Origin of the sequence: Photobacterium obscurum, assembly GCF_026191635.1 — a bacterium.
Lineage (GTDB): Bacteria > Pseudomonadota > Gammaproteobacteria > Enterobacterales > Vibrionaceae > Photobacterium > Photobacterium obscurum.
Genome location: NZ_JAKRRW010000012.1, coordinates 92,095 through 113,604, shown reverse-complemented (window position 1 = coordinate 113,604; position 21,510 = coordinate 92,095). Strand labels below are relative to the sequence as shown.

Annotated in this window: 19 protein-coding genes; 11 read left to right on the top strand and 8 right to left on the bottom strand. The window is 46.7% G+C overall.

Features of this window, described 5'->3' with window-relative positions; translation table 11 throughout:
- Positions 1-73 precede the first annotated feature (73 nt).
- Entirely contained in the window at positions 74-1,582 is a 1,509-nt protein-coding gene (locus tag MD588_RS15665; RefSeq protein ID WP_265698353.1) for a hypothetical protein, read from the bottom strand.
- A 405-nt stretch (positions 1,583-1,987) separates the two neighbouring features.
- Between MD588_RS15665 and MD588_RS15660 the strand changes: the two genes are divergently transcribed.
- The 8 genes from MD588_RS15660 to MD588_RS15625 all read left to right on the top strand — a co-directional run bounded on the left by MD588_RS15660 (position 1,988) and on the right by MD588_RS15625 (position 9,055).
- Positions 1,988-2,641, top strand: a complete 654-nt coding sequence (locus MD588_RS15660) for a hypothetical protein (RefSeq protein ID WP_407676581.1) — start codon at positions 1,988-1,990, stop codon at positions 2,639-2,641.
- Between the two features lie 10 nt (positions 2,642-2,651).
- Complete coding sequence (locus MD588_RS15655; protein ID WP_265698352.1) at positions 2,652-3,350, top strand: ABC transporter ATP-binding protein; 699 nt, start codon at positions 2,652-2,654, stop codon at positions 3,348-3,350.
- A complete protein-coding gene (locus tag MD588_RS15650; protein WP_407676580.1) occupies positions 3,338-4,639 on the top strand; it encodes an ABC transporter permease in 1,302 nt (433 codons plus the stop codon). The genes MD588_RS15655 and MD588_RS15650 overlap by 13 nt, the downstream gene beginning before the upstream one ends.
- Positions 4,632-5,423 (top strand): outer membrane lipoprotein-sorting protein, encoded by a 792-nt coding sequence (locus MD588_RS15645; RefSeq protein ID WP_407676579.1) that lies wholly within the window; start codon positions 4,632-4,634, stop codon positions 5,421-5,423. Before MD588_RS15650 ends, MD588_RS15645 begins: the two co-directional genes overlap by 8 nt.
- A 1-nt stretch (position 5,424) precedes the next feature.
- Entirely contained in the window at positions 5,425-6,723 is a 1,299-nt protein-coding gene (locus MD588_RS15640) for a hypothetical protein (RefSeq protein ID WP_265698351.1), read from the top strand.
- The gene (locus tag MD588_RS15635; RefSeq protein ID WP_265698350.1) at positions 6,723-7,793 is read left to right on the top strand and encodes a sensor histidine kinase; all 1,071 of its coding nucleotides are present in this window, start codon (positions 6,723-6,725) and stop codon (positions 7,791-7,793) included. Before MD588_RS15640 ends, MD588_RS15635 begins: the two co-directional genes overlap by 1 nt.
- Complete coding sequence (locus MD588_RS15630; protein ID WP_265698349.1) at positions 7,786-8,601, top strand: LytR/AlgR family response regulator transcription factor; 816 nt, start codon at positions 7,786-7,788, stop codon at positions 8,599-8,601. Before MD588_RS15635 ends, MD588_RS15630 begins: the two co-directional genes overlap by 8 nt.
- A 205-nt stretch (positions 8,602-8,806) precedes the next feature.
- A complete protein-coding gene (locus MD588_RS15625; protein WP_265698347.1) occupies positions 8,807-9,055 on the top strand; it encodes a hypothetical protein in 249 nt (82 codons plus the stop codon).
- 81 nt (positions 9,056-9,136) lie between these two features.
- Here the strand turns inward: MD588_RS15625 and MD588_RS15620 are convergent, their stop codons facing one another.
- From MD588_RS15620 to MD588_RS15590, 7 genes are all read right to left on the bottom strand, one after another.
- Positions 9,137-10,480, bottom strand: coding sequence for a TldD/PmbA family protein (locus MD588_RS15620; protein WP_265698346.1), 1,344 nt, complete (start codon positions 10,478-10,480; stop codon positions 9,137-9,139).
- Positions 10,480-11,865: a TldD/PmbA family protein gene (locus tag MD588_RS15615; protein ID WP_265698345.1), complete on the bottom strand. Its 1,386-nt coding sequence runs from the start codon at positions 11,863-11,865 to the stop codon at positions 10,480-10,482. The genes MD588_RS15620 and MD588_RS15615 overlap by 1 nt, the downstream gene beginning before the upstream one ends.
- A gap of 128 nt (positions 11,866-11,993) precedes the next feature.
- Complete coding sequence (locus MD588_RS15610) at positions 11,994-12,977, bottom strand: CobW family GTP-binding protein (RefSeq protein ID WP_265698344.1); 984 nt, start codon at positions 12,975-12,977, stop codon at positions 11,994-11,996.
- A 204-nt stretch (positions 12,978-13,181) separates the two neighbouring features.
- Positions 13,182-15,221 carry an acetoacetate--CoA ligase gene (locus tag MD588_RS15605; RefSeq protein ID WP_265698342.1) on the bottom strand — a complete coding sequence of 680 codons (2,040 nt, stop codon included), beginning with the start codon at positions 15,219-15,221 and terminating at the stop codon, positions 13,182-13,184.
- 3 nt (positions 15,222-15,224) lie between these two features.
- Positions 15,225-15,848 carry a maleylacetoacetate isomerase gene (gene maiA / locus MD588_RS15600; RefSeq protein WP_265698340.1) on the bottom strand — a complete coding sequence of 208 codons (624 nt, stop codon included), beginning with the start codon at positions 15,846-15,848 and terminating at the stop codon, positions 15,225-15,227.
- 10 nt (positions 15,849-15,858) lie between these two features.
- Positions 15,859-16,881: a fumarylacetoacetate hydrolase family protein gene (locus MD588_RS15595; RefSeq protein ID WP_265698338.1), complete on the bottom strand. Its 1,023-nt coding sequence runs from the start codon at positions 16,879-16,881 to the stop codon at positions 15,859-15,861.
- Between the two features lie 54 nt (positions 16,882-16,935).
- Positions 16,936-18,096 carry a homogentisate 1,2-dioxygenase gene (locus tag MD588_RS15590; RefSeq protein WP_265698337.1) on the bottom strand — a complete coding sequence of 387 codons (1,161 nt, stop codon included), beginning with the start codon at positions 18,094-18,096 and terminating at the stop codon, positions 16,936-16,938.
- Between the two features lie 383 nt (positions 18,097-18,479).
- Here MD588_RS15590 and phhA point away from each other — a divergent pair, with 383 nt between their 5' ends.
- The 3 genes from phhA to MD588_RS15575 all read left to right on the top strand — a co-directional run bounded on the left by phhA (position 18,480) and on the right by MD588_RS15575 (position 21,484).
- The gene (phhA, locus tag MD588_RS15585) at positions 18,480-19,292 is read left to right on the top strand and encodes a phenylalanine 4-monooxygenase (RefSeq protein WP_265698335.1); all 813 of its coding nucleotides are present in this window, start codon (positions 18,480-18,482) and stop codon (positions 19,290-19,292) included.
- The gene (locus MD588_RS15580; RefSeq protein WP_265698334.1) at positions 19,285-19,635 is read left to right on the top strand and encodes a 4a-hydroxytetrahydrobiopterin dehydratase; all 351 of its coding nucleotides are present in this window, start codon (positions 19,285-19,287) and stop codon (positions 19,633-19,635) included. The genes phhA and MD588_RS15580 overlap by 8 nt, the downstream gene beginning before the upstream one ends.
- 535 nt (positions 19,636-20,170) lie before the next feature.
- Positions 20,171-21,484 (top strand): paraquat-inducible protein A, encoded by a 1,314-nt coding sequence (locus tag MD588_RS15575; RefSeq protein WP_265698333.1) that lies wholly within the window; start codon positions 20,171-20,173, stop codon positions 21,482-21,484.
- Positions 21,485-21,510 lie beyond the last annotated feature (26 nt).

The following is a 21,510-nucleotide window of genomic DNA, read 5'->3' as shown; positions in this document are numbered from 1 at the left end:
ACAGCCATAATTATATGCTAGCAAAGGAAATTTACGAATTAATCAATAAGGCTTAACTATAAGCCTATTGCTGTCATTTAAATACTTGTGATTTTATCTGCCTCAATTCATCTCGTTTTTCTGCAGATGTTTCAAGAAAAATAGAGGTATTGATTACTTTTTTAAATCGATCGTCATTTATATCTAATTTGTTTAATGACAAGCAGGTCGCGTGTAATAATTCGCTAGACAATGGGTATTGTTTATAATGATTGAAGATATCGTCTGCATTATTGCATGCTAAAATCGTTTTAATTTGTGATTTTACTTCTTTTTCTAATGTATCGAATGTTTTTGAAATATTATCTTTCTGCAGCTGACTAATCGCCTCTAGATTGTCATCTAACGTAATTTTTTTAGCGTAACTGTTTCTTCCAAGCAGGGAAAACATCAACGAATAAACAACGGCTTCTTTAGGTGATATGTCTGTATCTTCTAAAGAGCGGATTTCGCGTACTATTAATTCACTTGCCGCATAGGATTTTCCCGCCAACAATATTGGCATAATAGACAGTACGAAACCCGTTTGTTTTGAATGGTTTTGACTTATTTTTTTTGTGATATTTATCTTGATTCGCTTGTTGCTTAACACTTTTACAAAAAGCTTTCTCAGTAATTTTGGTTGGTATAAACTTCGGTTTGATGCTGATATAATTAGGTCTAAAATAGCATCTTTCCGTGCTAAAATATATTGATTTAGAATGTCAATAGAGTGGCTAGACTTATTTTTTGCCAGCAGTTCAAAGATGAAGTCAGGCTCTGTTTCACACAGCTTACTTGGATCTGTCTTTAAAAAATATGCCAGTGATTTTTCTGGTGACTTAGCTATGTGATACTTACTCAGCGTATGGTTTGCCCGGAACGACCAGGGGTTTGTTTTTAATAATTCTGCGGAGTATACAAGACCACGTTGGGAGCGGGTGTCCTCGACAAAGTAGTGTGTTAACTCAGTCAATAAACTAATTTTATTTGTCTTCTTATAGAGAGCTTCAAGGAGTGCAATATTGTACTTTCTTTCAATGTAATCTTTGAATATAAGTTTAACCAGACGGTGATCGGATATAAACTTAATAACAATCTGCAAATACAGTTTTTCCGTTATCTCTAGCTTTTCCAATTTGTTTGCCAGTAAACGCCTTGCTTTTAGTTTATTATAGAGAGGTGAAAATTTATTTTTAAAATCTCTTAACTGATAGCTATCATCTAAAATCAGATCGTATCCTTGTTCTACAAGGAAGTTTAATGACTGAGTATTCAATATTTTTGGAATTGCAACGATAATGGTTCTGAGGTTATCAGCGAGAGTTTTGTTTTTATATACACTATTAATGTTGTGATATATCTCTTTAATATATTCTTCAGAGCCAGCAACGAACATCAGCTGGATAGAGTGATGTTCTAAAAGGTGAATAACATCCCCTTTGCGGTTTGAGTGATAGGCTTCTACTTTGCATAGAGCATTCAAGCTGCTTCGCATCAGCAACCCAGCTGATTTATTTTCATAGCAAAACAGTGTTACTAGTCTCTCATTTGGCTCTTGCATATTTTTTAGTTATATCTTGTTGGATCGTTATGGTAGTTGCCTTAATTTATCATGATAATCCAATCATAAAAATATACTAGCTTAATATATTTACTATATGACTTTGAGTGCATTGCTATTTATATCTTATCTTGCGATGACCATCTTAAGAAGGGGATAAAATGATTGGACTGAGGCGATGAAACTCAGGCTTTAAGTATTTATCGATGAGTATTCAAACACTCCACGCCACCTCATGCCCGATTTCGCTCAAGGCGTAATAGGCAGTCTTCTAAAGAGTAAGACAATTCAGTCGCAATTTTCCCTTATTCGCGCACCTAAGTTGCAATTTATCGCAATGTGAATTTTCACCAAATCATCTTGTTTATTCTTGTCGTCATACCCAAACAATTGGAGAGACAGACAATGAAAAAGAAGATTACTTACAGGCTACAGGTTGTATTGTTCAGCATGCTCTTGCTTGCTCCTGCCTTTGTGCTAGCCACTCCATTAGAAGAGATGATCAGCCAGTATAATCAAGCGGCTGCCGGGGATAAAACCAAAGTTGATACGGTTTATCAACAACTAGAGAGCCTCATTGAAAGGGAAGGGGCTAAGCCCGTCACATTAGCCTATTTAGGTAGCGCCGAAACATTAAAGGGCCGTGATGCCTGGATGCCCTGGACGGCGATGAAATATGTCGAGCAGGGGTTGGCAAAAATAGATAAAGGGCTCAACCTACTCGCTGCTAATCCCATTCCGCTGCAAGAGCAACAGGTACTGCAAGGGGTGCCGGAATCCTATCTGACTCAGGCCATTTCAGCGTCTACATACACTTTGCTACCTGATATGTTTAACCGCTTCGAGCGTGGTTACGATATCTACCTTTCCTTGTTAGCCCAACCGGAGTTTTCGCAGGCGCCATTTGCAGCGACTGCTTGGATATACGGCTATGCCATCGAGGCGGCTATTCGGGCTGAAGATTTGCCTCAGGCTAAAACGTGGCTAGCCGTAATGGAGCGCAATGATGCAAACCATCCCCTAACACAGAAAGCCCGTGTATCAATCACTGAGGCCTAGGGAGAAAGGTATGATTCAGTTCTCTATGATTCAGAAGCGTTATTTGTTGGGAAAACAGGACGTTCATGCCTTAAACGGAGTGTCAGGCTCTGTCGGGCGTGGGGAAATGGTGGCACTGTGCGGGCCGTCAGGTTCAGGGAAAAGTACTTTGCTGAATGTACTTGGCTTGCTGGATATGGACTATCAGGGGGAAGTGCTATTTGGCCCCAACCCATCATCAATGCAACCGGCTCCGAAGACTCCTTTGGAAGCAGCTGCATTTCGCCGAGTCCAGCTAGGCTTCGTGTTTCAAAAGTTCAATCTCGTGCCGGTGATGACGGCGTTGGAAAACGTCGCTTATCCGTTGCATCTCAATGGGCTTACCAAGCAAGAACAACAGCGTCAGGCCAAACAAATGCTGGAAAAGGTTGGCCTTGGGAAGTATATCGACCATCGACCGGATCACCTATCTGGGGGACAGCAGCAACGGGTGGCGATTGCCCGGGCACTGGTGCATCAGCCAAGTTTGGTGATTGCCGATGAGCCGACTGCCAGTTTGGACAGCCAGACCGCCAATGGGGTAATCGACATCATGAAGGAGCTTGGTCACGAACAGGGAACAACGTTTATCGTAGCGACCCATGATCCTCGTATGGCCGAACATTGCGACCGAACAATCGAATTACTGGACGGGAAGATCCTGCAGGAGGCAATGAGATGGGTAAGTTAGAACTTGGTAAATTAGGGAGCGGTAACCTGACAGACCTGGTTATGCCATACCACCTCAAATTAGCATGGCTGAATCTACTACGAAACGGGCGACGTAGTCTGTTGTCCGTCATGATCATAGCCATTGCCATCTTTGCTTTGACGTCTGCAGGCGGGTTTGGCTTGTACACCTATGAATCACTTGAAGAGTCAACCGCCAGAGAGACGGGTCATATTACCCTGAGCCAACCGGGATACTTCGAAAAAGACGAGGAGATGCCGCTGAGCAATGGTTTGAGTCATACCCGAGCCATGATTAACGTGCTCATGAAAAACGACGATGTTCGTGCCGTTCAGCCACGGGTGTATTTTAGTGGACTGATTTCCAATGGCAGTAAATCGACGATTTTTACCGGTACAGGTGTCAACGACCGAGAGTTTGACCTCAAAGGCCCTTTTTTGGGTATGCGAGAAGGCAAAACATTATCTGATATCACATCAAGCCGCTACGATCCGCTGGAGCCGGAAGTGATGTTGGGTGCTGATTTGGCGAGAAATATGGATGTTGAGGTGGGGGACTGGATAACCTTATTAGTAACAACCAGTGATGGTGCGCTGAACGCGGTCGACTTTAAGGTTCATGGGACTTACTCAACAGGTGTCCCGGAGTTAGATAAGCGCCAGCTTTATATTCAAATCCAGTCAGCGCAAGAGTTACTGGCATCAGACAAAGTCAGCACTTTATCGGTTTTTTTGTATAGCACGGATCAGACTGAAGCCCTGTTGTCGGTTATTGATAGCCAACTCATGGCGATGGACTCTGAGCAGTTGATTGAGCTGACTCCCTGGCAAGACCGTGCGTTTTTCTATACCAGCGTGAAGAGCTTGTATAACCGCATATTCGGCATCATGGGAGCGGTTATGGGGTTGGTCGTGTTCGTTTCCCTGTTTAATACCATGACCATGTCGGTGACCGAGCGAACCCGGGAGATTGGAACCTTATCTGCGCTAGGCAGCTACCCGAGAGAGATTGTTGGTGGATTTATGCTGGAGTCGGGGCTTTTGGCGGTGATCGGTTCGGTGATTGGCGGATTGATGACGCTAGCAACGACATTGCTGCTGATGGTGGTTGAAATTAACATGCCACCACCACCGGGGCATGCTGAAGGTTATCCTATTCATGTTTATTTTTCATTACCGCTTGTGACGTATGCCACTGGCAGCGTACTCATCATTTGCCTGCTTGCTGCTTATTTCTCTGCGCGAAAAGGAACGAACAGATCCATTACGGAGGCACTCTCTTATGTATAAATGGTTTGTATGTAATAGGAAACGGATTCAACAAGCAGTGTTGATGGTTTTGCTGGGGTTATTGGCCGGTAATGTTAATGCACAACCGGAAAAGACAGTTGGCGAGATTTTAAAACGTGCAGATCAGTATCGTTTGGATGCAGATGCTGCAAAAGTCGTGTCACAGGTGTTGCTGTATGAAAACGGTGAGCTTGATAAAACCCGCAAATATAATGTTTATACCCGTCCTAATCGTGAATCGCTAGTGGTGTTCAAGTCGCAGGTGGAGGCAGGACAGAAAATGCTGATGCTGGGTGATAACTACTGGCTGCTGATGCCGAAAAGTCGTCGTCCGATCCGCATTACACCGATGCAAAAGCTGCTGGGAGAAGCATCGGTTGGCGACATATCGACTTTAACCTGGAGTGAGGACTACCAAGGCCAATGGGTTAAGGAAACAAAATTGCAGCTACCATCGACGGAGAGCCTGAACACTATTCAGCTGGAACTAACGGCCAAAACGTCTGGGGCCAGCTATCAGCGGATAGAGCTTTGGCTTGAGCAGGGCAGTGACTTCCCGATTAAGGCAAACTTGTACCTACGTTCTGGAAAATTAGCAAAAGAAGCGTGGTTTACCAAAGGGCTGCGAGATTCACTCACTGGGGTCGTCTCAATGACATTGCTAGACCGAATTCAGCCCAATAAGAAAACCGTGATTGAGTATCAGGAGATTGTACCGATGGCGCTGGAGGCGAAGTTCTATAACCCGGCCTATTTGTCACGAAATAGTGTATCGGAGCTTTAGCATGCGCCGAGTCACTGTATTCCTGTTAGCAAGCTTACTTCTGCCGAGGTTGGTCGATGCCAACCAACTGGAAGCCAATTGGGACTGGATGGTTAGCCTCGAGCATCAAAAGTTAAAGAGCAGTTTGTATTTTCCGGATAGCCAGAATGAAAATGAGAAGTCGATAAATGCGCTGTTGGATGTTGAGCTTCGCTACCTTGAGTGGCTCGGTGTACTGGCTCTGAAAGGCAACAATCTCTACTCCAGCCAACCAGATAACGACAGTGAAGCAGAGCTGGTGGTTAAAGAGTTGTTTTGGCAGGGTACGGCATCATTTTTAGATGTGGATCTCGATATTACGTTGGGAAAGGTAAGAGTTGATTGGGGTGTCGGCTATGGTTATCGCCCGCTGGATATTATCAAGCCTTATCGAAGAAACCCGATTGGTATCCAAGTCGAGGAAGGGGCGGGAGTAGTATCAGTTTCTTATTTTGATTATTGCTTTGATGATTGCTGGTGGAACACCGGTGAGTGGACGCTGATCTATGCTGATTCGTCCTGGGTATCGCAACAAGGCTCCGAACTGGAACAAAGCAGTGAACAGCAGGGTATTGGTATCAGGCGTTATTGGCTGGCGGGTGACAGTGAGTGGCAGGGGATCGGCTATTATGATGATGTCCGGCGCGGTTTGCTGGGCGGAAGTTGGGTTACGGTTCTGGACGAGGCCTGGGAGTTACATGCTTCAGCAATATACCAAAACAAGTATGAGAGTTTTACGATCCCAGATTCGCTACTCGAGCCAGTACAGCGAGATAAACAGAGCGATGGAGCTCAAGGTTTAGTCGGGCTGACATGGGCACATGAATCAGGGCAGAGTGTTGTGCTGGAATATTGGTACGACAGTCGTAGCTGGAGCAAGACCGAATGGGAACAAGCCTACCTGCGCGTGACCCAACTAAAAGCGGAAAGTATGGCCGATGGGCTGAGATATTCGCATGCCCAGGGTTACCAAGCGGCGAATTTAGTCAGCCATAATGTGATGTTTCACTGGACGCTCGACAGAAGTGCCTGGCAGCAATGGAGCTGGTCACAAAATATGGCATGGCTGCATGAGCTAACGCCAACCTTGGACGTGCTGTATTCCCCCCAAGATAACGGCATGATTGCCACACAGTGGCTTAACTATTCTGCGGTTGATACGGGCGCTGTGCAGTTCGATGTCGAAATTGCTGCCCGTTTTGTGACTGGAGACAAGCAGTCGGCCTACCGAAGCTTGGCCGATAACTGTATGATTTTATTAAATCTTAAAGGACGATTCTAATGGGGCAGATAGAGTATTCAGGCAATGCTTTTCATTGGTTAAGAACGGTAGGGGTGACCAGCGTTTTTTGTGTGGTTATCGCCGTCGCAACGAATTTTGTGTGGCCGGACAATTTCTATGACGATCTGATAATTAGCTTTGGCTATGGGTTCAGTGCAATAGTATCGGCCCGTTTGCTTAGCCATTTTTTTCCCGGTATGACCTTTCGTCAGGTCAACATTTTATCAGTGTCGGCGGCAATGCTCTTCGGCACGATAAATGCGTTTTATTGGTTAAGTGACTATGAGCACTTTCAGTCTTTTACCCAGATGAAACCGGTAATTTTATTGGCACTGATTTTTACTGTCGTCTGTTTTTATTACTTTTATGCCTACGAGCAAAAATTGGTTGCCCAACAAGAGATGGAGCAAGCAAAGCGCAAACAGTCGGAGCAGGAAAAAGCGCTGGCTTTAAGTCAGTTGCAGCAGCTACAAAGCCAGATTGAACCCCACTTCTTGTTCAATACCTTGGCAAACTCCATTGCATTGATAGATCAAGAGCCCGCGAAAGCCAAACGGATGTTAGAGCGTCTCACCGACCTGCTGCGTACTAATCTGCATAGAAACCGCGAAAGCCTAACTACCCTGGAAGAAGAGGTGGCGTTGATATCGGCTTACCTTGATATACAGCAAATTCGTTTAGGTGACAGGCTGAGTTATCAGGTAACCAATAATGGTGTAAACCTGTTTCAGTGTATCCCGCCGTTACTTCTTCAGCCATTGGTTGAAAATGCCGTTTACTATGGTATTGAGCCTAAAGGCGATGGTGGGCATATCGAACTACGCATCGAAGAGAACGACAGTGAGCTATTACTACAGGTAATCGATAACGGATACGGGATCCAGCCGGAAATGTCCTCTGGCGGGCATGGCTTGGGTTTGGAGAATATCCGATCAAGATTGGCAGCTCTGTTTGATAAGAAAGCCAGCCTGACAATAAAAGAGCCTGCTGCGGGGGGCGTTACCGCCACTATCATATTGCCAAAGGCACAACTCAATACGCTGTTAAAACAAGGAGAACATGATGGGTGAATTTGCTAAGGCCGTGATTGCAGATGATGAACCTATTCTTCGTCATCACCTTAGCCGCGCCTTGGCAGATGTGTGGCCAGAACTTGAAATTGTTGCCGCAGCGGGCAATGGCATCGATGCACTTGATGCTATTACCACTCATCAGCCGGATGTCGTTTTCCTCGATATTCGTATGCCGGAGCTTGATGGGATGGCTGTCGCCAAGGCACTGTCAAAGTTAGAGAAGAGTCCACATATTATTTTCACGACAGCTTATAGAGAATATGCGATTAATGCTTTCGAGCAAAACGCACTCGATTATCTGCTTAAGCCGTTATCGGAGCGAAGGCTAGAACAGGCGTGTGATAAGGTTAAAGCTCGATTGGCGGAACATGCAGGCCAACATATGGCCTCAACTTTTCAAGGGCACGATCAGCTTGGTAGTTTGATCCAGCAGATTAACCAGCTTTCTCAACCGAAGCCTGTTGAGTATCTGAACTGGGTAAAAGCGAGCAAGGGTGATGATATCTATCTGATTTCAGTATCAGATATCCTCTACTTCAAAGCAGAGGACAAATATGTCTCTGTATTTAAGAAAAACGATGGTGCGCCGGGTGGGGCTGATGAATATATTATCCGCAGTGCGCTAAAGGGGTTGGTGCAGCAGCTCAATCCGGATCATTTCTGGCAGATCCATCGCTCAACGATTGTAAATGTCGCCGCTATTGACAAGGTGCATAAGGATTTCACGGGGCGGTTCTCTGTGTTGATTGGGGCGAATAAGCTGCCTGTCAGCCGTAGTGCCCAGTCGTTGTTCAAAGGCATCTGAGTCATCCATACCCACGACTGAACCAGATTGGTATTAGACCAAGATATCCGCGCTTTGTTACTTATAAGTTCATGAACCATCCGTTCCTACGGGCATTGAAGGATTTTGCTATTACGAATTAAAGATGATCATATGATTATCCTAATTGATATAGCAGGCTGTTTGTTCCTCACTATACTTTTAGGTAGTAGATGGTGGAGGGGATATGTTTATCGCGATTCAACATGAGATCACCGACCCGGAATTATTCTGGCAGAAAGCGAGCGGAGCATTAACGCACCCGCCAGTAGGTATGCGTCTGCATTCGACTATGATCAGTGAGCACCAAAAGCTGTGCCAATGCATGTGGGAAGCGGAGTCTATCGATATGGTTCGAGAGTTTCTTGAACCGGAGTTGGCAAATTCATGTGTGAATACTTACTATCAAATTGATCCCGATAGAGCGATAGGTTAACCCTTTCAGATGAAAATACGGATATAAAAGTGGCGAGCAATAATGCTCGCCATTTTTATACTTTTATCTAGGTTCTACCTTCTATTTCCCCGCAATACTCAGTTTGTTAAAGCGGATCTGAGGGGCAAAGAAATCACGTTCGTAGTCGTGGGACAGTGTATTGCCAACCGCATCGATCTCTTTCAATAACTGGTAGAAGTTTCCGGCAACCGTAATGCCGCGAACGGGCTGAATACGCTTACCATCACGGCACAGGAACCCACTGGCTCCAAACGAGAAGTCACCGCTGACGGCATCGGCGCCAGAATGCACTCCTTGCAACTCAACCAGCTCCAAGTATTCACCGGCTGTGATTTCGGCTTCAGAGCTGGTTCCGGTCGCAATGACAGTATGGCGTGATGAGACCCCAAGGCCGCCTTTAGCAGAGCGGGAAGCATTGGCTGTATTGTCGATCCCGAAGAAACTTGCGGTGTGGCTGTTGTGTAGCAGGCTTTGCAGCTGACCTTCACCGATAAGGATAGTGTCGCGAGTCGCATAACCTTCGCTGTCGAATGCCTTAATTGCTGAGCCACCTTCAATGAATGCGGTGTCAGAGACAGTCAGTAGTGGGCTGGCAACTTGGGTATGAAGCGAATCGCGCCATGGGTTAATCCCTTTCATTGCCGACTGACCGGATAGGCACATACCGAATGCACCAAACAGGCTGCTCAGACAGCTCAGATCAAAAATAACCGAATAGCTACCGGTAGCAACAGGTGAACCATCAAGTAAAGCTTTGGCGATATCGTAACCATGGTTGATACAATATGTCGGATCTAGCTCATCGAAACGACGACCTGATGACATACCCCCATGCATGGCTTGCTTGTCGTCTTGCTCATACAGGGTATAGGCATAACAGTATAGCGAGCGCTCCTGATGCTGACACAGGGTTCCTTGGGTATTGGCGAGAATAACTTGGCTGTCTGACTCACCGAAGCCATTGTAAGGTGCCGATTTTGCGTGGGGTTTTGCGACTACGCCACTTTCCAGAGCCAACGCGAGCTCAATTTTGTCATCGACAGTCGCTTCATCTTGCTGATAAATTTCCGCCTCATCTGTCTTCAGGTGGCTGTTTACACAGCTAATGGTTTGGTGCTCGTCCTGTTTGGTGTAAAGGGCATTTTGCAGCGCCTGTTCGACCATGGTATCCAAGCTGGCGGATTCTAGTGATTCAGAGTAGCTGGTTGCGATGCGCTGGTCTTTGACGACACGAACGCCAATTACTTGCCCTGAGGTGACTTTGTATTCGTCAAGCTCGCCGGCGTTGGCTTTCAACGAGAAGTTATTGCTGCAGTTGGCAATAACATCGGCTTCAGCCCCCGCGGCTTTAACGCGCTCCAGAACTTGCTCAATTGCTTGTTGAAGTGTGTTTTGATCAGCCATTAGTTGCCACCTCCCACTAGAATATTGTCGACCTTCAGCGCCGGTTGGCCCACGGTTGTTGGGACAGAGCCGCTGACTGAGCCGCACATACCGGCAGCTAGTGCAAAGTCTTTGCCGACCATGCTGATTTCTTTCAGTACTTTCGGACCGGTACTGATGAGAGTGGCTGATTTCAGCGGCTTGGTTATTTGCCCGTTTTCGATCAGGTATGCTTCCTGTACGGCAAAGTTAAATTCTCCCGTACCTGGCTGAACGGAACCGCCACCCATTTTTTTGGCATAGATCCCGCGTTCAACGCTGCTTATCATCTCGTCGAGTGAGCTGTCACCCGGTTCGATAAAGGTATTACGCATGCGTGATGTTGGTGCATATTTATAGGACTCACGGCGGCCAGAGCCTGTCGGTGCATAACCTGTTTTCAGTGAGCCCATATGGTCAACCATAAAGCCGGTTAACTTACCGTCTTTGATAAGTTGAGTGCGTTGGGTTTCCATCCCTTCATCATCAATGTTGATTGAGCCCCATTCGTTGGCCATGGTGCCGTCATCGACCGCATTGACTACTGTGTTGGCAATCATTTCACCCATTTTATCGTGGAACACCGAGGCTTTCTTCGCGACCGAGGTGGTTTCAAGCAAGTGTCCGCATGCTTCATGGAAAATAACGCCACCAAAGCCGTTACCAATAATGACGGGCATTTCTCCAGACGGACAGTTATCGGCAAACAGCTTGACCATCGCCTGCTTGGCAACATGCTGGCCTAGTTCACGGGCATTAAGGTGGGTATTGAATTCCCAACCGGTTAACGCACCAGGTGCTTCGAAACCGGTAGACTGCTCACTGCCATTCTGGGCAATGGCTGTTGCGGCTACGCGGGTATAGTGACGGGTATCGCCGATATGCAGGCCGTTAGAGTTAAAGATTTCTACTTGCTGCTCACGTTGCAAGATGCGGCCAATAAACTGCGAGATCTTCTCGTCTTCACCGCGGGCCGATTTATCGGTTTCTTTCAGGAAGGCGATTTTTGCTTCAAGGTTGGCACCCTGGGCCAATGGCAACTGACACTGGTGTTTGCTGGCGTAGCGGCTAAGGTTCAACGCGGCGGCATTGGCAATCTGATCACGTTTGTCCTTGGCTGCAAGCAGGCTCGTTACACGCTTGAGCTCTTCTTCGTCGGTACTGTTGGTGTAGCCATAAAGCACTTTATAGCCGAAGAAAAGACGAACACCGATACCGAAGTCGATACCAGAGTTTACTTTATCGATATCGCCAGAGATAAGTTCAACGGAACTGGACTGGTGATGCTCAACAAATAATTCAGCAAAGTCAGCACCAAGAAATAGCGCATGATCTATGACTGCTTTCGCAGTAGCAGGGTTTAGCATACTTGCTCCTTGCTTTGGATTAAGCCCACAGAGAATAGTTTTCTCGATGGGCAAATTAGTACTGTTTGACAGTATCTTCTTTCCCAAATTTATTTTTAGCACGAAATTCAGGATGTTGAGAGGTTAACTTACTGGCCGCTTGATGCCAGTGAGCATAGAATTTGCTCCAGTTCGTCCCACGGCAGCAATTCTTTATCAATCACTTCAATTCGTGACTCAAAGCCCTCAAGCGACAGCTCGTTAACCGTAACCACTTGGTTGACAACATTGAAGGCAAAGCAGCCACGTTCTGTATTGACGACGGCCTTGACGCGCTGGGCGTTGATGTTTGAAAACAGAGTGAATAGCTTTGAAAAATCAAAAATTTGGTCGGCTGCGAAGAACCAGCCGCAGCTGCGGTAACCTTGACCACTGTTTTCTTTGCGTACGAAGGTTTCGCCCGGTGCCAGCTCAAAGCCCGGAAGCGGGGCGGCCTCATCACTCTCATGGTGGTGATGGCTATGTTCAGCCTGTCGCTCGATACGTTCTATATCTAGCCAGCTTAGCTCTAGTTCACCTTGCTCGACTTTGCCAATTTCGACCTTTGCCGGTTCGCATTGCTCGACATAGGTTTCAAACGCCAGAATATCGTAGTCAACGCATTCGTCTATCTTGTTCGCAACCACCACATCGGCCAGCGCCAATTGATCCTGGAAGTTCTGGTTGTCGGTATACAGGGTGTCGGCGAAGTGGCGAGGATCAACCACCGTGATGGTTGCCTTCAGGTCGATATAGTTACGGTAGGTATCTGAAGTGAGTTTGTTGATGATCTCTTTCGGGTGGCCAAGGCCAGTTGGTTCAAGCAGCAATCGATCCGGTTTTTGCGCCAGCAGGGCATTAATACCGACAGACATCGGTAAACCGGCAACACAGCACATGCACCCCCCTGGCACTTCTTTGACGAGCGCACCTTGCTGATCCAAAATCGCGCCATCAACACCGACATTGCCGAATTCATTGATTAGAATTGCCCATTTTTCGTTTTCTGGTTTGCGGGCCAGCAGGGAAAGAATAGAGGTAGTTTTCCCGGCACCAAGAAATCCGGTGATGATGTTGGTTGGAATGCGCTTCATGTTGGTAACTGTTCTCCTTGTAGCTTAATGAAGGCATGATATACCTAAACCGTTGCAATATGCGAGATTCAGAGCGTCTACTGAACGGCATTTCCAGTTAAAAGGCTAGAAATGACATCTTTTACTCTGTGTTTTTTCAGAAATTGTGCGCGCAGTCATTTTCGAACTGTCGTTATGTGTTGAGTCGTCTATTTTTTCCTGCTTCTACTTTAACTCCGGACGATCTTTATAATTATCTAGCGCCTGTGGGTTTGCCAGTGCCCCAACATTTTTCACGGGTTGATGGTGAACAATATTGCGCACCGCCAGCTCGACCAGTTTGCCCGATTTGGTACGGGGGATATCGCTAACAGATAGGATCACTGCAGGGACATGGCGAGGCGAGCAATGTTGCTTGATTCGCTGACGGATGGTTGCTTTTAGCGGCTCGTCCAGTTTATGGCCATCAGTCAATTGAACAAATAACACTACCCGGACATCATTTTTCCACTTCTGGCCGATCACGACCGAATCGACAATTTGCTTCAGTGGATTCACTTGCCGGTAGATTTCAGCCGTCCCTATTCGAACACCTCCAGGATTAAGTACCGCATCGGAGCGGCCAAAGAAAGTCATCCCACCGGTTTCGCTCAGTGCAACAAAGTCGCCATGATGCCAAGTGTTGGGAAAGGTATTCCAGTAAGCGTTGCAGTAGCGGGTGCCATCTGGGTCATTCCAGAACCCAATTGGCTGGTTGGGGAAGCTGTTGCAGCAAACCAGTTCGCCTTGCTGCTGAAAGATTGGCTTACCAGCATCATCAAAAACCTGGACATCCATGCCGAGCGCTCGTCCCTGACACTCGCCGCGATACACCGGGTTTAACGGATTACCGATGGCAAAACAGCCACATATATCGGTACCTCCGGAAATAGAAGCCAGCTGTAAATCAGGCTTGATGGACTGGTAGACATAGTCAAATTGCTCGGGTGCCAGCACGGAACCGGTTGAAAATAAGGTATTGAGGGATGACAGGCTGAAGCGCGATACCGGCTGATAACCTTGTTTTTCTAGTGCTTCTAGGTATTTTGATGAGGTACCAAACAGGTTGAGCGCCTCCTTTTCTGCCATGTCCCACAGTACATTGCCATCAGGGTAAAAAGGCGAGCCGTCATAAATGACCAGCGTTGCACCTGACGCTAATCCACTCACCATCCAGTTCCACATCATCCAGCCACACGTAGTGAAGTAGAACAACCGATCGCCGAACTTAATATTGCTATGCAGTTGATGTTCTTTCAGATGATTGAGCAAAGTCCCGCCAGTACTGTGAACGATGCACTTTGGCTGTCCGGTTGTGCCTGAAGAGTAGAGAATATAGAGCGGGTGATTAAAGGGAACGCGGGTAAAGGAGAGCTGCTGGGCTGGGTAGCGCTCAAGCAGCTCCGGCCAAGATGACAGAGTGACTGCGGGGTTTTGGCTGAGTTGTGGTTCTACATCTGTCTCTATTCCAACATATGGGATGATCAGAAGCTGCCGGACAGTGGGGAGTTGTGCCAGCATCGCGCTGACATTTTCAAGGCTGTGATGTGTTTTCCCGTTGTAGAAATAGCCATCCGCGAAGATCAGAATTTTGGGTTCCGTCTGGCCAAACCGTTCGACTACGCTATCGACACCGAAATCTGGTGAGGTTGAGGTCCATATCGCGCCCAGCGAGGCGGTGGCTAGCATCGCAACGATAGCTTGAGGAATATTCGGAATGTACGCGGCAACGACATCACCTTGCTTCACCCCGTTGTCGGCCAAAAATGCGGCCACTTGCGAGGTTTGCCGGTAGAGCTGTTGCCAACTCAGGTGCTGCCTTCGGTCAGGGTTCCCTTCGCTATGAAAGATAACAGCATCGGCTGCTGCATGGAGATTCCAGTTATTAAGCAGGTTTTCAGCAAAGTTAAGATTGGCATGAGGAAACCATTGGGTTTCTTTGGCGGGTACCTTGCTGTGTGGAGGGCAGGAGGTAATGGGCTTATGCTTTTCTCCCAGGACTTGGCAGAAGTCCCAGACTAAATCCCAGAATTCGTCACTATGCTCGACAGTCCAGTGATGGAGCTGATTGTAGTCATGAAACAGGGTATTTTTTTTTTCACTCAGCTCGACCATGAACTGGTAAAGCCGGCTGTCATGAATACGATCCTTTTCGGGCATCCACATTATTTGGGGCAGTTGCGTTGCACTTGCCTGAAAAGCTAGGTTATCACGGTTATCTGTCATTACTTATTCCTGATTATCTGGATGCGCTTTGATGAAAGCGTCTAGCCGTTGGCACTGTTGTTCGATATTGAGCAAGATGGGATAGGGGCTGACATCGAATCCGAATCGCCGGGCGTTATAGAGTTGGGGGATCAGGCAGATGTCGGCCATTGTCGGGGAGTCGGCGCAACAGAACCGGTACTTATTTTGACTAAGCAGGGACTCTAGTGTCTGGAAGCCGCGGCTTAGCCAGTGGTAATACCAAACCATTTTTTCATTTTGGTTTACCCCAAATTCAGTGTTGAGGTAGTTCAGTACCCGCAGGTTATTGAGCGGGTGGATATCGCAGGCAATGGCAAGGGCTATCTCCCGGCACTTAGCTTTTTCCCATTTGGATTCTGGGAATATTGAGGGCTCAGGGCAGATATCTTCCAGGTATTCCATAATTGCAATCGACTGCCCCAGTACGCCGTGATCGGTATTCAACCCCGGTACCAAAGCGCTAGGATTGAGAGCGGTATAGTGAGCACTGCTTTGTTCGTTATCCAGCAGCGATACTGGGCACTGTTCGTAGTTGAGGCCTTTGAGGTTAAGCGTAATCCTTACTCGGTATGAGGCCGACGAGCGGTAATAGTCATAGAGTTTCATTCTCTTCCCTTTATACCGGCTTATGTCGATTTAAATCTTCGTCATGATAGCGGTGTTCATAGCGCACCACTTTTTGCTCTATCGCCCCAAAAATTGAATGGCCGTTGTCATCAAACATCTCGATTCTCACCGTGTCGCCAAACTGCATAAACGGGGTTTCGGCAACACCACTGTCAATGATTTCCAGCATCCGGCGCTCGGCCAAGCAGCATGATCCACAGGATCTATCTTTGTTCGATACGGTGCCTGAACCGATAATCGTCCCAGCACTCAAATGGCGGCTTTTCGCGACATGCTGTACCAGTTCGGCAAAGTTGAATGTCATGTCGGTACCTGCGTGAGGGTGGCCAAATAACGTATTGTTATGATGGACGGTCAGGCGATGATGCAGTTTATAGTCGTACCAGCTATTGCTGAGTTCGTCGGGTGTAACTGCGACTGGAGAGAAGGCCGAAGCGGGTTTTGACTGGAAAAAACCGAAGCCTTTGGCCAGTTCAGAGGGGATCAGGTTGCGCAGTGAGACATCATTGACCAGCATTAGCAGCTTGATATGGCCGTGAACTTCTTCAGTCCGGGTGCCCATTGGAACGTCATCAGTAATGATTGCGATTTCACCTTCAAAATCGATGCCCCAGTTTTCATCTGCTACTTCAATATCTTGAGTTGGGGTGAGAAACCCGTCAGACATTCCCTGATAAATTAGCGGCTCTGTCCAAAAGCTTTCTGGCATATCTGCGCCTCGGGCTTTACGAACGAGTTCGACATGGTTGACATAGGCACTGCCGTCCGCCCATTGGTAGGCGCGAGGCAGTGGGGATGCACAGAGCTTAGGATTAAATGGGAATACATCATGGGCAACGCCATCATTGAGGTTGCGGTATAAATGCTGTAAATCAGCTTCTACCTGTTCCCAGTTGTCGAGGGCAAACTGTAGGGTTGGTGCAATGTCATGTGCATGAACGGCTTGGGTTAAATCGCGCGAGACAATAACCAGTTGTCCGTCACGGCCGTGGTTTAAAGAGGCTAGCTTCACTCTCGACTCCTTATTTACATTGTAAATATTTTAATTGACTGATCCCTATTGGTATTATTCGTTGTCACCTACCGGCTGAATGGTTTGTTTATTACTCAGCCATGAATAAACATAGTCTTTGTTTTCAGCGCCCTCAGGTAAATCTGCTATTTCTAATGGCCAACGGGTATCGATCATCACAGCCACTTCGTCGGTTTCCTTTTTGGGGTTTGCCATACTGGTTGCCAGCGCCTTGGGGTGGGGACCGTGCGAAAAGCCACAGGGGTGATGGGTGATCATCCCAGCCTCGATATTATCTCGGCTGAAGAAATTGCCTCTGTGGTAGAACAGTACCTCGTCGTAATCATCATTATTGTGGTAGAAGGGGACTTTCAATGCGCCGGGATCACTTTCAATCGGGCGGGGGACAAAGGTGCAGATCACAAAGCCGTCAGCCACAAAGGTGGTATGTGCAGAGGGCGGCAAGTGATAGCGGTGACTCATCAAGGGCCGTATGTCTCGCCAGTTGAGCTTGAATACGGTCAGGTTTCCCTTCCAGCCTTGGGCATCGAGCGGGTTGTACGGATAGGTGATGGTATTGAGCTGATTACGCGCTTTTAACAACACTTGCCAGCGCTGGTGGCTGCTCTGTTGCGCCAAAAATGCATCATCTATTCGCGCGTACTCCAAAACCGCCGGATCATAAACCGCATGCTGGCCAACCAGGCCGCGCTCTACCATTTGATACCCGCTATTGGTCGCTTCAATCAGTAGCACCGTAACCGGCTCTTCGACTTCAATTCGCCAACTGGTTGCCCGTGGTATGACGATATAGTCGCCGTCACGAAATGGAAGGTGGCCATAATCGCAATACAGCTGGCCGCACCCATGATGAATGAATAGCACCTCGTCACCGTCTCCGTTACGAACTAAGTGATCCATGCTTTGCTGGCTGTTCCAAACCCGCATCTTCAGGTTGTCGTTGAATAGCAATAACGAGGCATCCCAAGGGGTTTTCCCTTGCTGTTCCAGTTTCGTGGTATCAATAGCGCGGGGACGTAAAGGGCCTTCCCACTCTGTCCAGCCTGTAGGGGGATTAGCATGATACATGTGGCTGGCCGGGCCAAAAAAACCTTCTTTCCCGCATTCACGCTCAAACGTGCCATCGGGTAAATCACAGTGTGCCTGCCGGGAAGCCTTTCCCTCGACGATTGGAAACTGAAACCAGTGTCGCATTGTTTTATCCTTAGAGGTCAATATGCTCGGTTAATGCGTTGTTAACTCAATGTATTAACTCTGGCTGACGTCGGGCAAACAAGCAACTAAATCCTGATTTTAATATCATTCGTCATGTTCGGGAAAATTTACATAACTAGCTATTTATCAGGGTGATAGCTTTGATAACCAGAACCAGCCAAATACCTAGGATGAAAAGGCTAACACTGATAACGATGTAAAATTATTGTTACAGCTTTGGGTTTTTGTGATTCTGTTAATGTGGTTCCATACCAACCTGTAAAACACCTAACCTTAATTTAAGACAGAGGGATCCCGGATTATTGACGGGAATAATTGATAACTGCCAGGGCGAGGCAAGTAGATGTTAAATAGGTTGTTTTATGGGTAAGGCGACAAAATATATCTCGAAGAAGCCTGATGAAAATGGCTTTATCGACTGGAGCGATGAAGAGAATCTGGTTTGGCATGATTTGGTGATACGCCAGCTAAACTGTATTGATGGCCGTGCTTGCGATGAGTATATCAAGGGGCTGGATTTACTGGGCTTGCCCCATGATCGCGTCCCTCAACTTGAAGAAATTAACCGGGTATTGCAGAAAAGTACGGGTTGGGAGTGTGTCGAGGTACCGGCACTGATCAACTTTGACCGATTTTTCAGTTTACTTTCTAACAAACAGTTCCCTGTCGCGACTTTTATACGCCATCGTGACGAGTTTGACTATTTGCAGGAGCCGGATTTCTTTCATGAGATATTTGGCCATTGTGCGATGCTAACGAATCCGGCATTTGCCGAGTTTACACATACCTATGGACGGTTGGGGTATGAAGCCAGTAAAGAGGATCGGGTATACCTTGCCCGTTTGTACTGGTTTACTGTTGAGTTTGGGCTGATGCGTAAAAACGGGAACTTGCGAATTTATGGCGGGGGGATTTTATCATCACCCGCTGAAACGGAATATGCGGTTAGCAGTGACAAACCCATCTACCGTCCGTTTGATCCCGTAGACATAATGCGTACGCCTTACCGAATTGACATTATGCAGCCTATTTATTTTGTGATTGATGATATTAAACAGCTCTATGAACTGGCTCAGCAGGACATTATGAACATGGTCCAGGAAGCTAAGTCGCTAGGGTTACATGAACCGGTATATCCACCGAAAGATAAGGAGATTGTAGGGGACTATGTCTGATTTACATGAATTGAAATGCGAAGCCTGCCAAGTAGGCGCTCCAATGGTTACCGAGCGTGAGTTGGTTGAGTTGTCGCAGAGTACGCCTGAATGGGATGTGCATGAGCGTGAGGGTATTAAGCAGCTAGAGCGGATCTATAAATTTAAAAACTTCAAACAGGCATGGGCTTTCACCGATAAAGTGGCCAAATTAGCCGAAGATGAATTTCATCACCCTGCAATAACGTTGGAATGGCGGAAAGTGACGGTCTGTTGGTGGAGTCACTCGGTAAAAGGGTTACACAAAAATGACTTTATCTGTGCAGCTAAAACGGATTTGATTTTTGTATCTATGCAAGACTAAATGGCTTACCCAAACAAGTTCAGGTTGTTCATATGGTTACTTGGGTATATATGACATTGTTTTTAAAAAGCTAAAGGTATTGGGTAAGGTTTATATGGTTATATATAACCATAAGGTTTATATGGTTTATTGGTTTGTTAACTATACTAATCATTAATAGTGTTGCATGTTCATGCTTTCGGATTAGCACTTAAAATAGTTGCTATGAGGATCTAGGTGATTATTGAAGACTATGTACGGAAGTAGTTACATCTGTATTTGTTGTTGTTTTTATATTCATCCATATGAGGATTAGCTCATAAGAGCTTCGTAAGTAACTAGACGTTCACTTTATCTTTCTCATTTTAACCTCCTAATTAGGAGGTTTTCTTTTTTAATCAGTCTATTACGTCTCTCTCAGTTACGCTGTTAGTGGCAATCCTGTTTACGGGCTGAATTCTATCTGTTTGTAATTAGTCGTTTTATCTTAAATACGTTCGGGTATTTGATAGAGCTTTTCTATACTGAATTGAGAGGTGGTTAATAAAGGCTGACGATGAGCGAGCATCAGGACCCCCAGATTCTAGTGGGCTGTGAAGAGTGCGGCCTGGTTGTCGAATTGCCTGTTCTTAATGATGGCCAGAAAGCGTCATGTCCTCGTTGCGGTCATGTGCTGGCAAAACAGATCAGTCAGCCTTTGCAGCGTCCATTGGCGTACGGTGTTGCTTGCCTGATTATGTTGGTGCTAAGCATCAGCTTTCCGTTTATGTCTTTCAGTGTTCAAGGGATAACTCAAGAGATCACTTTGCTTCATGCCGCAGAGATGTTGAGTATCTTTAAAAATAGTTTGCTAGCGGCACTATTATTGTTAACCGTGGTGATCTTACCGGCTATTTATATCTTGACCGTGCTTTATCTATACTGGAATGCGAAAAAGTTAGCTTCGCTTCCGAAGCCATTGACAATAACTCCGTTTGAAAAACGGCTATGTCGTGGAATGTTTCGTATTGAGCCTTGGTTAATGGTTGACGTGTTTCTGATTGGCGTCTTGGTTAGCCTGATTAAGATTGCATCACTGGCGGATGTCGGCCTTGGCATGTCGTTTTGGGCGTTCTGTATCTACACTTTGCTGGTCGTTAAGTGTGTCTCGATGGTTGATCGCACCTGGCTCTGGTTACAGTTTATGCCGATGTATGTATTTCCGGATATTAAGGAGGGCGATAGCCATCACTCCGTTAACCATGTTAGTTGCCATATTTGCTCTCAGCTAAACCCAATGCCTGACAGCCATCATGCACGGTGTGTGCGATGTCATGGCGTTCTACATCCTTATAGTCCGCAGCAGAGCTTGCAACGGTCTTGGGCTTTGCTCATTGCGTCAGCCGTATTTTTTGTTCCCGCTAATTTATACCCGATGATGTTTACCGTGAGCCTTGGAAATTCAGAAGGCTCAACCATTATTGGCGGGGTAGTTTTGCTTTGGAACCTAGGGTCTTATCCTATCGCGGCAGTTATTTTTCTTGCCAGCGTAGTGATTCCGCTGGCGAAAATTTTTGCCCTTTCCTGGCTGTATATTAATGCACACCGTGCGAGCGATGAGCGCCAGGCCATTCAGCGACTACGTTTGTATCGGATGACGGAGCTGATAGGACGCTGGTCCATGATAGATATTTTTGTGGTTGCTATCTTAGTTGCCTTAGTTCAATTACAGAATCTTATGGCAATTTTTCCGGGTCCCGCGGCACTCTCGTTTGCCTGTGTGGTTATTTTGACTATGTTGTCAGCGATGACATTTGATCCCCGTATATTCTGGGCCGATAGCGAGTCTAGTGCACCTTCTGAGTTAGAGGGTATAAAACAACAAAAATAGTCAGTGGTCATCAATCAACAGAGAGC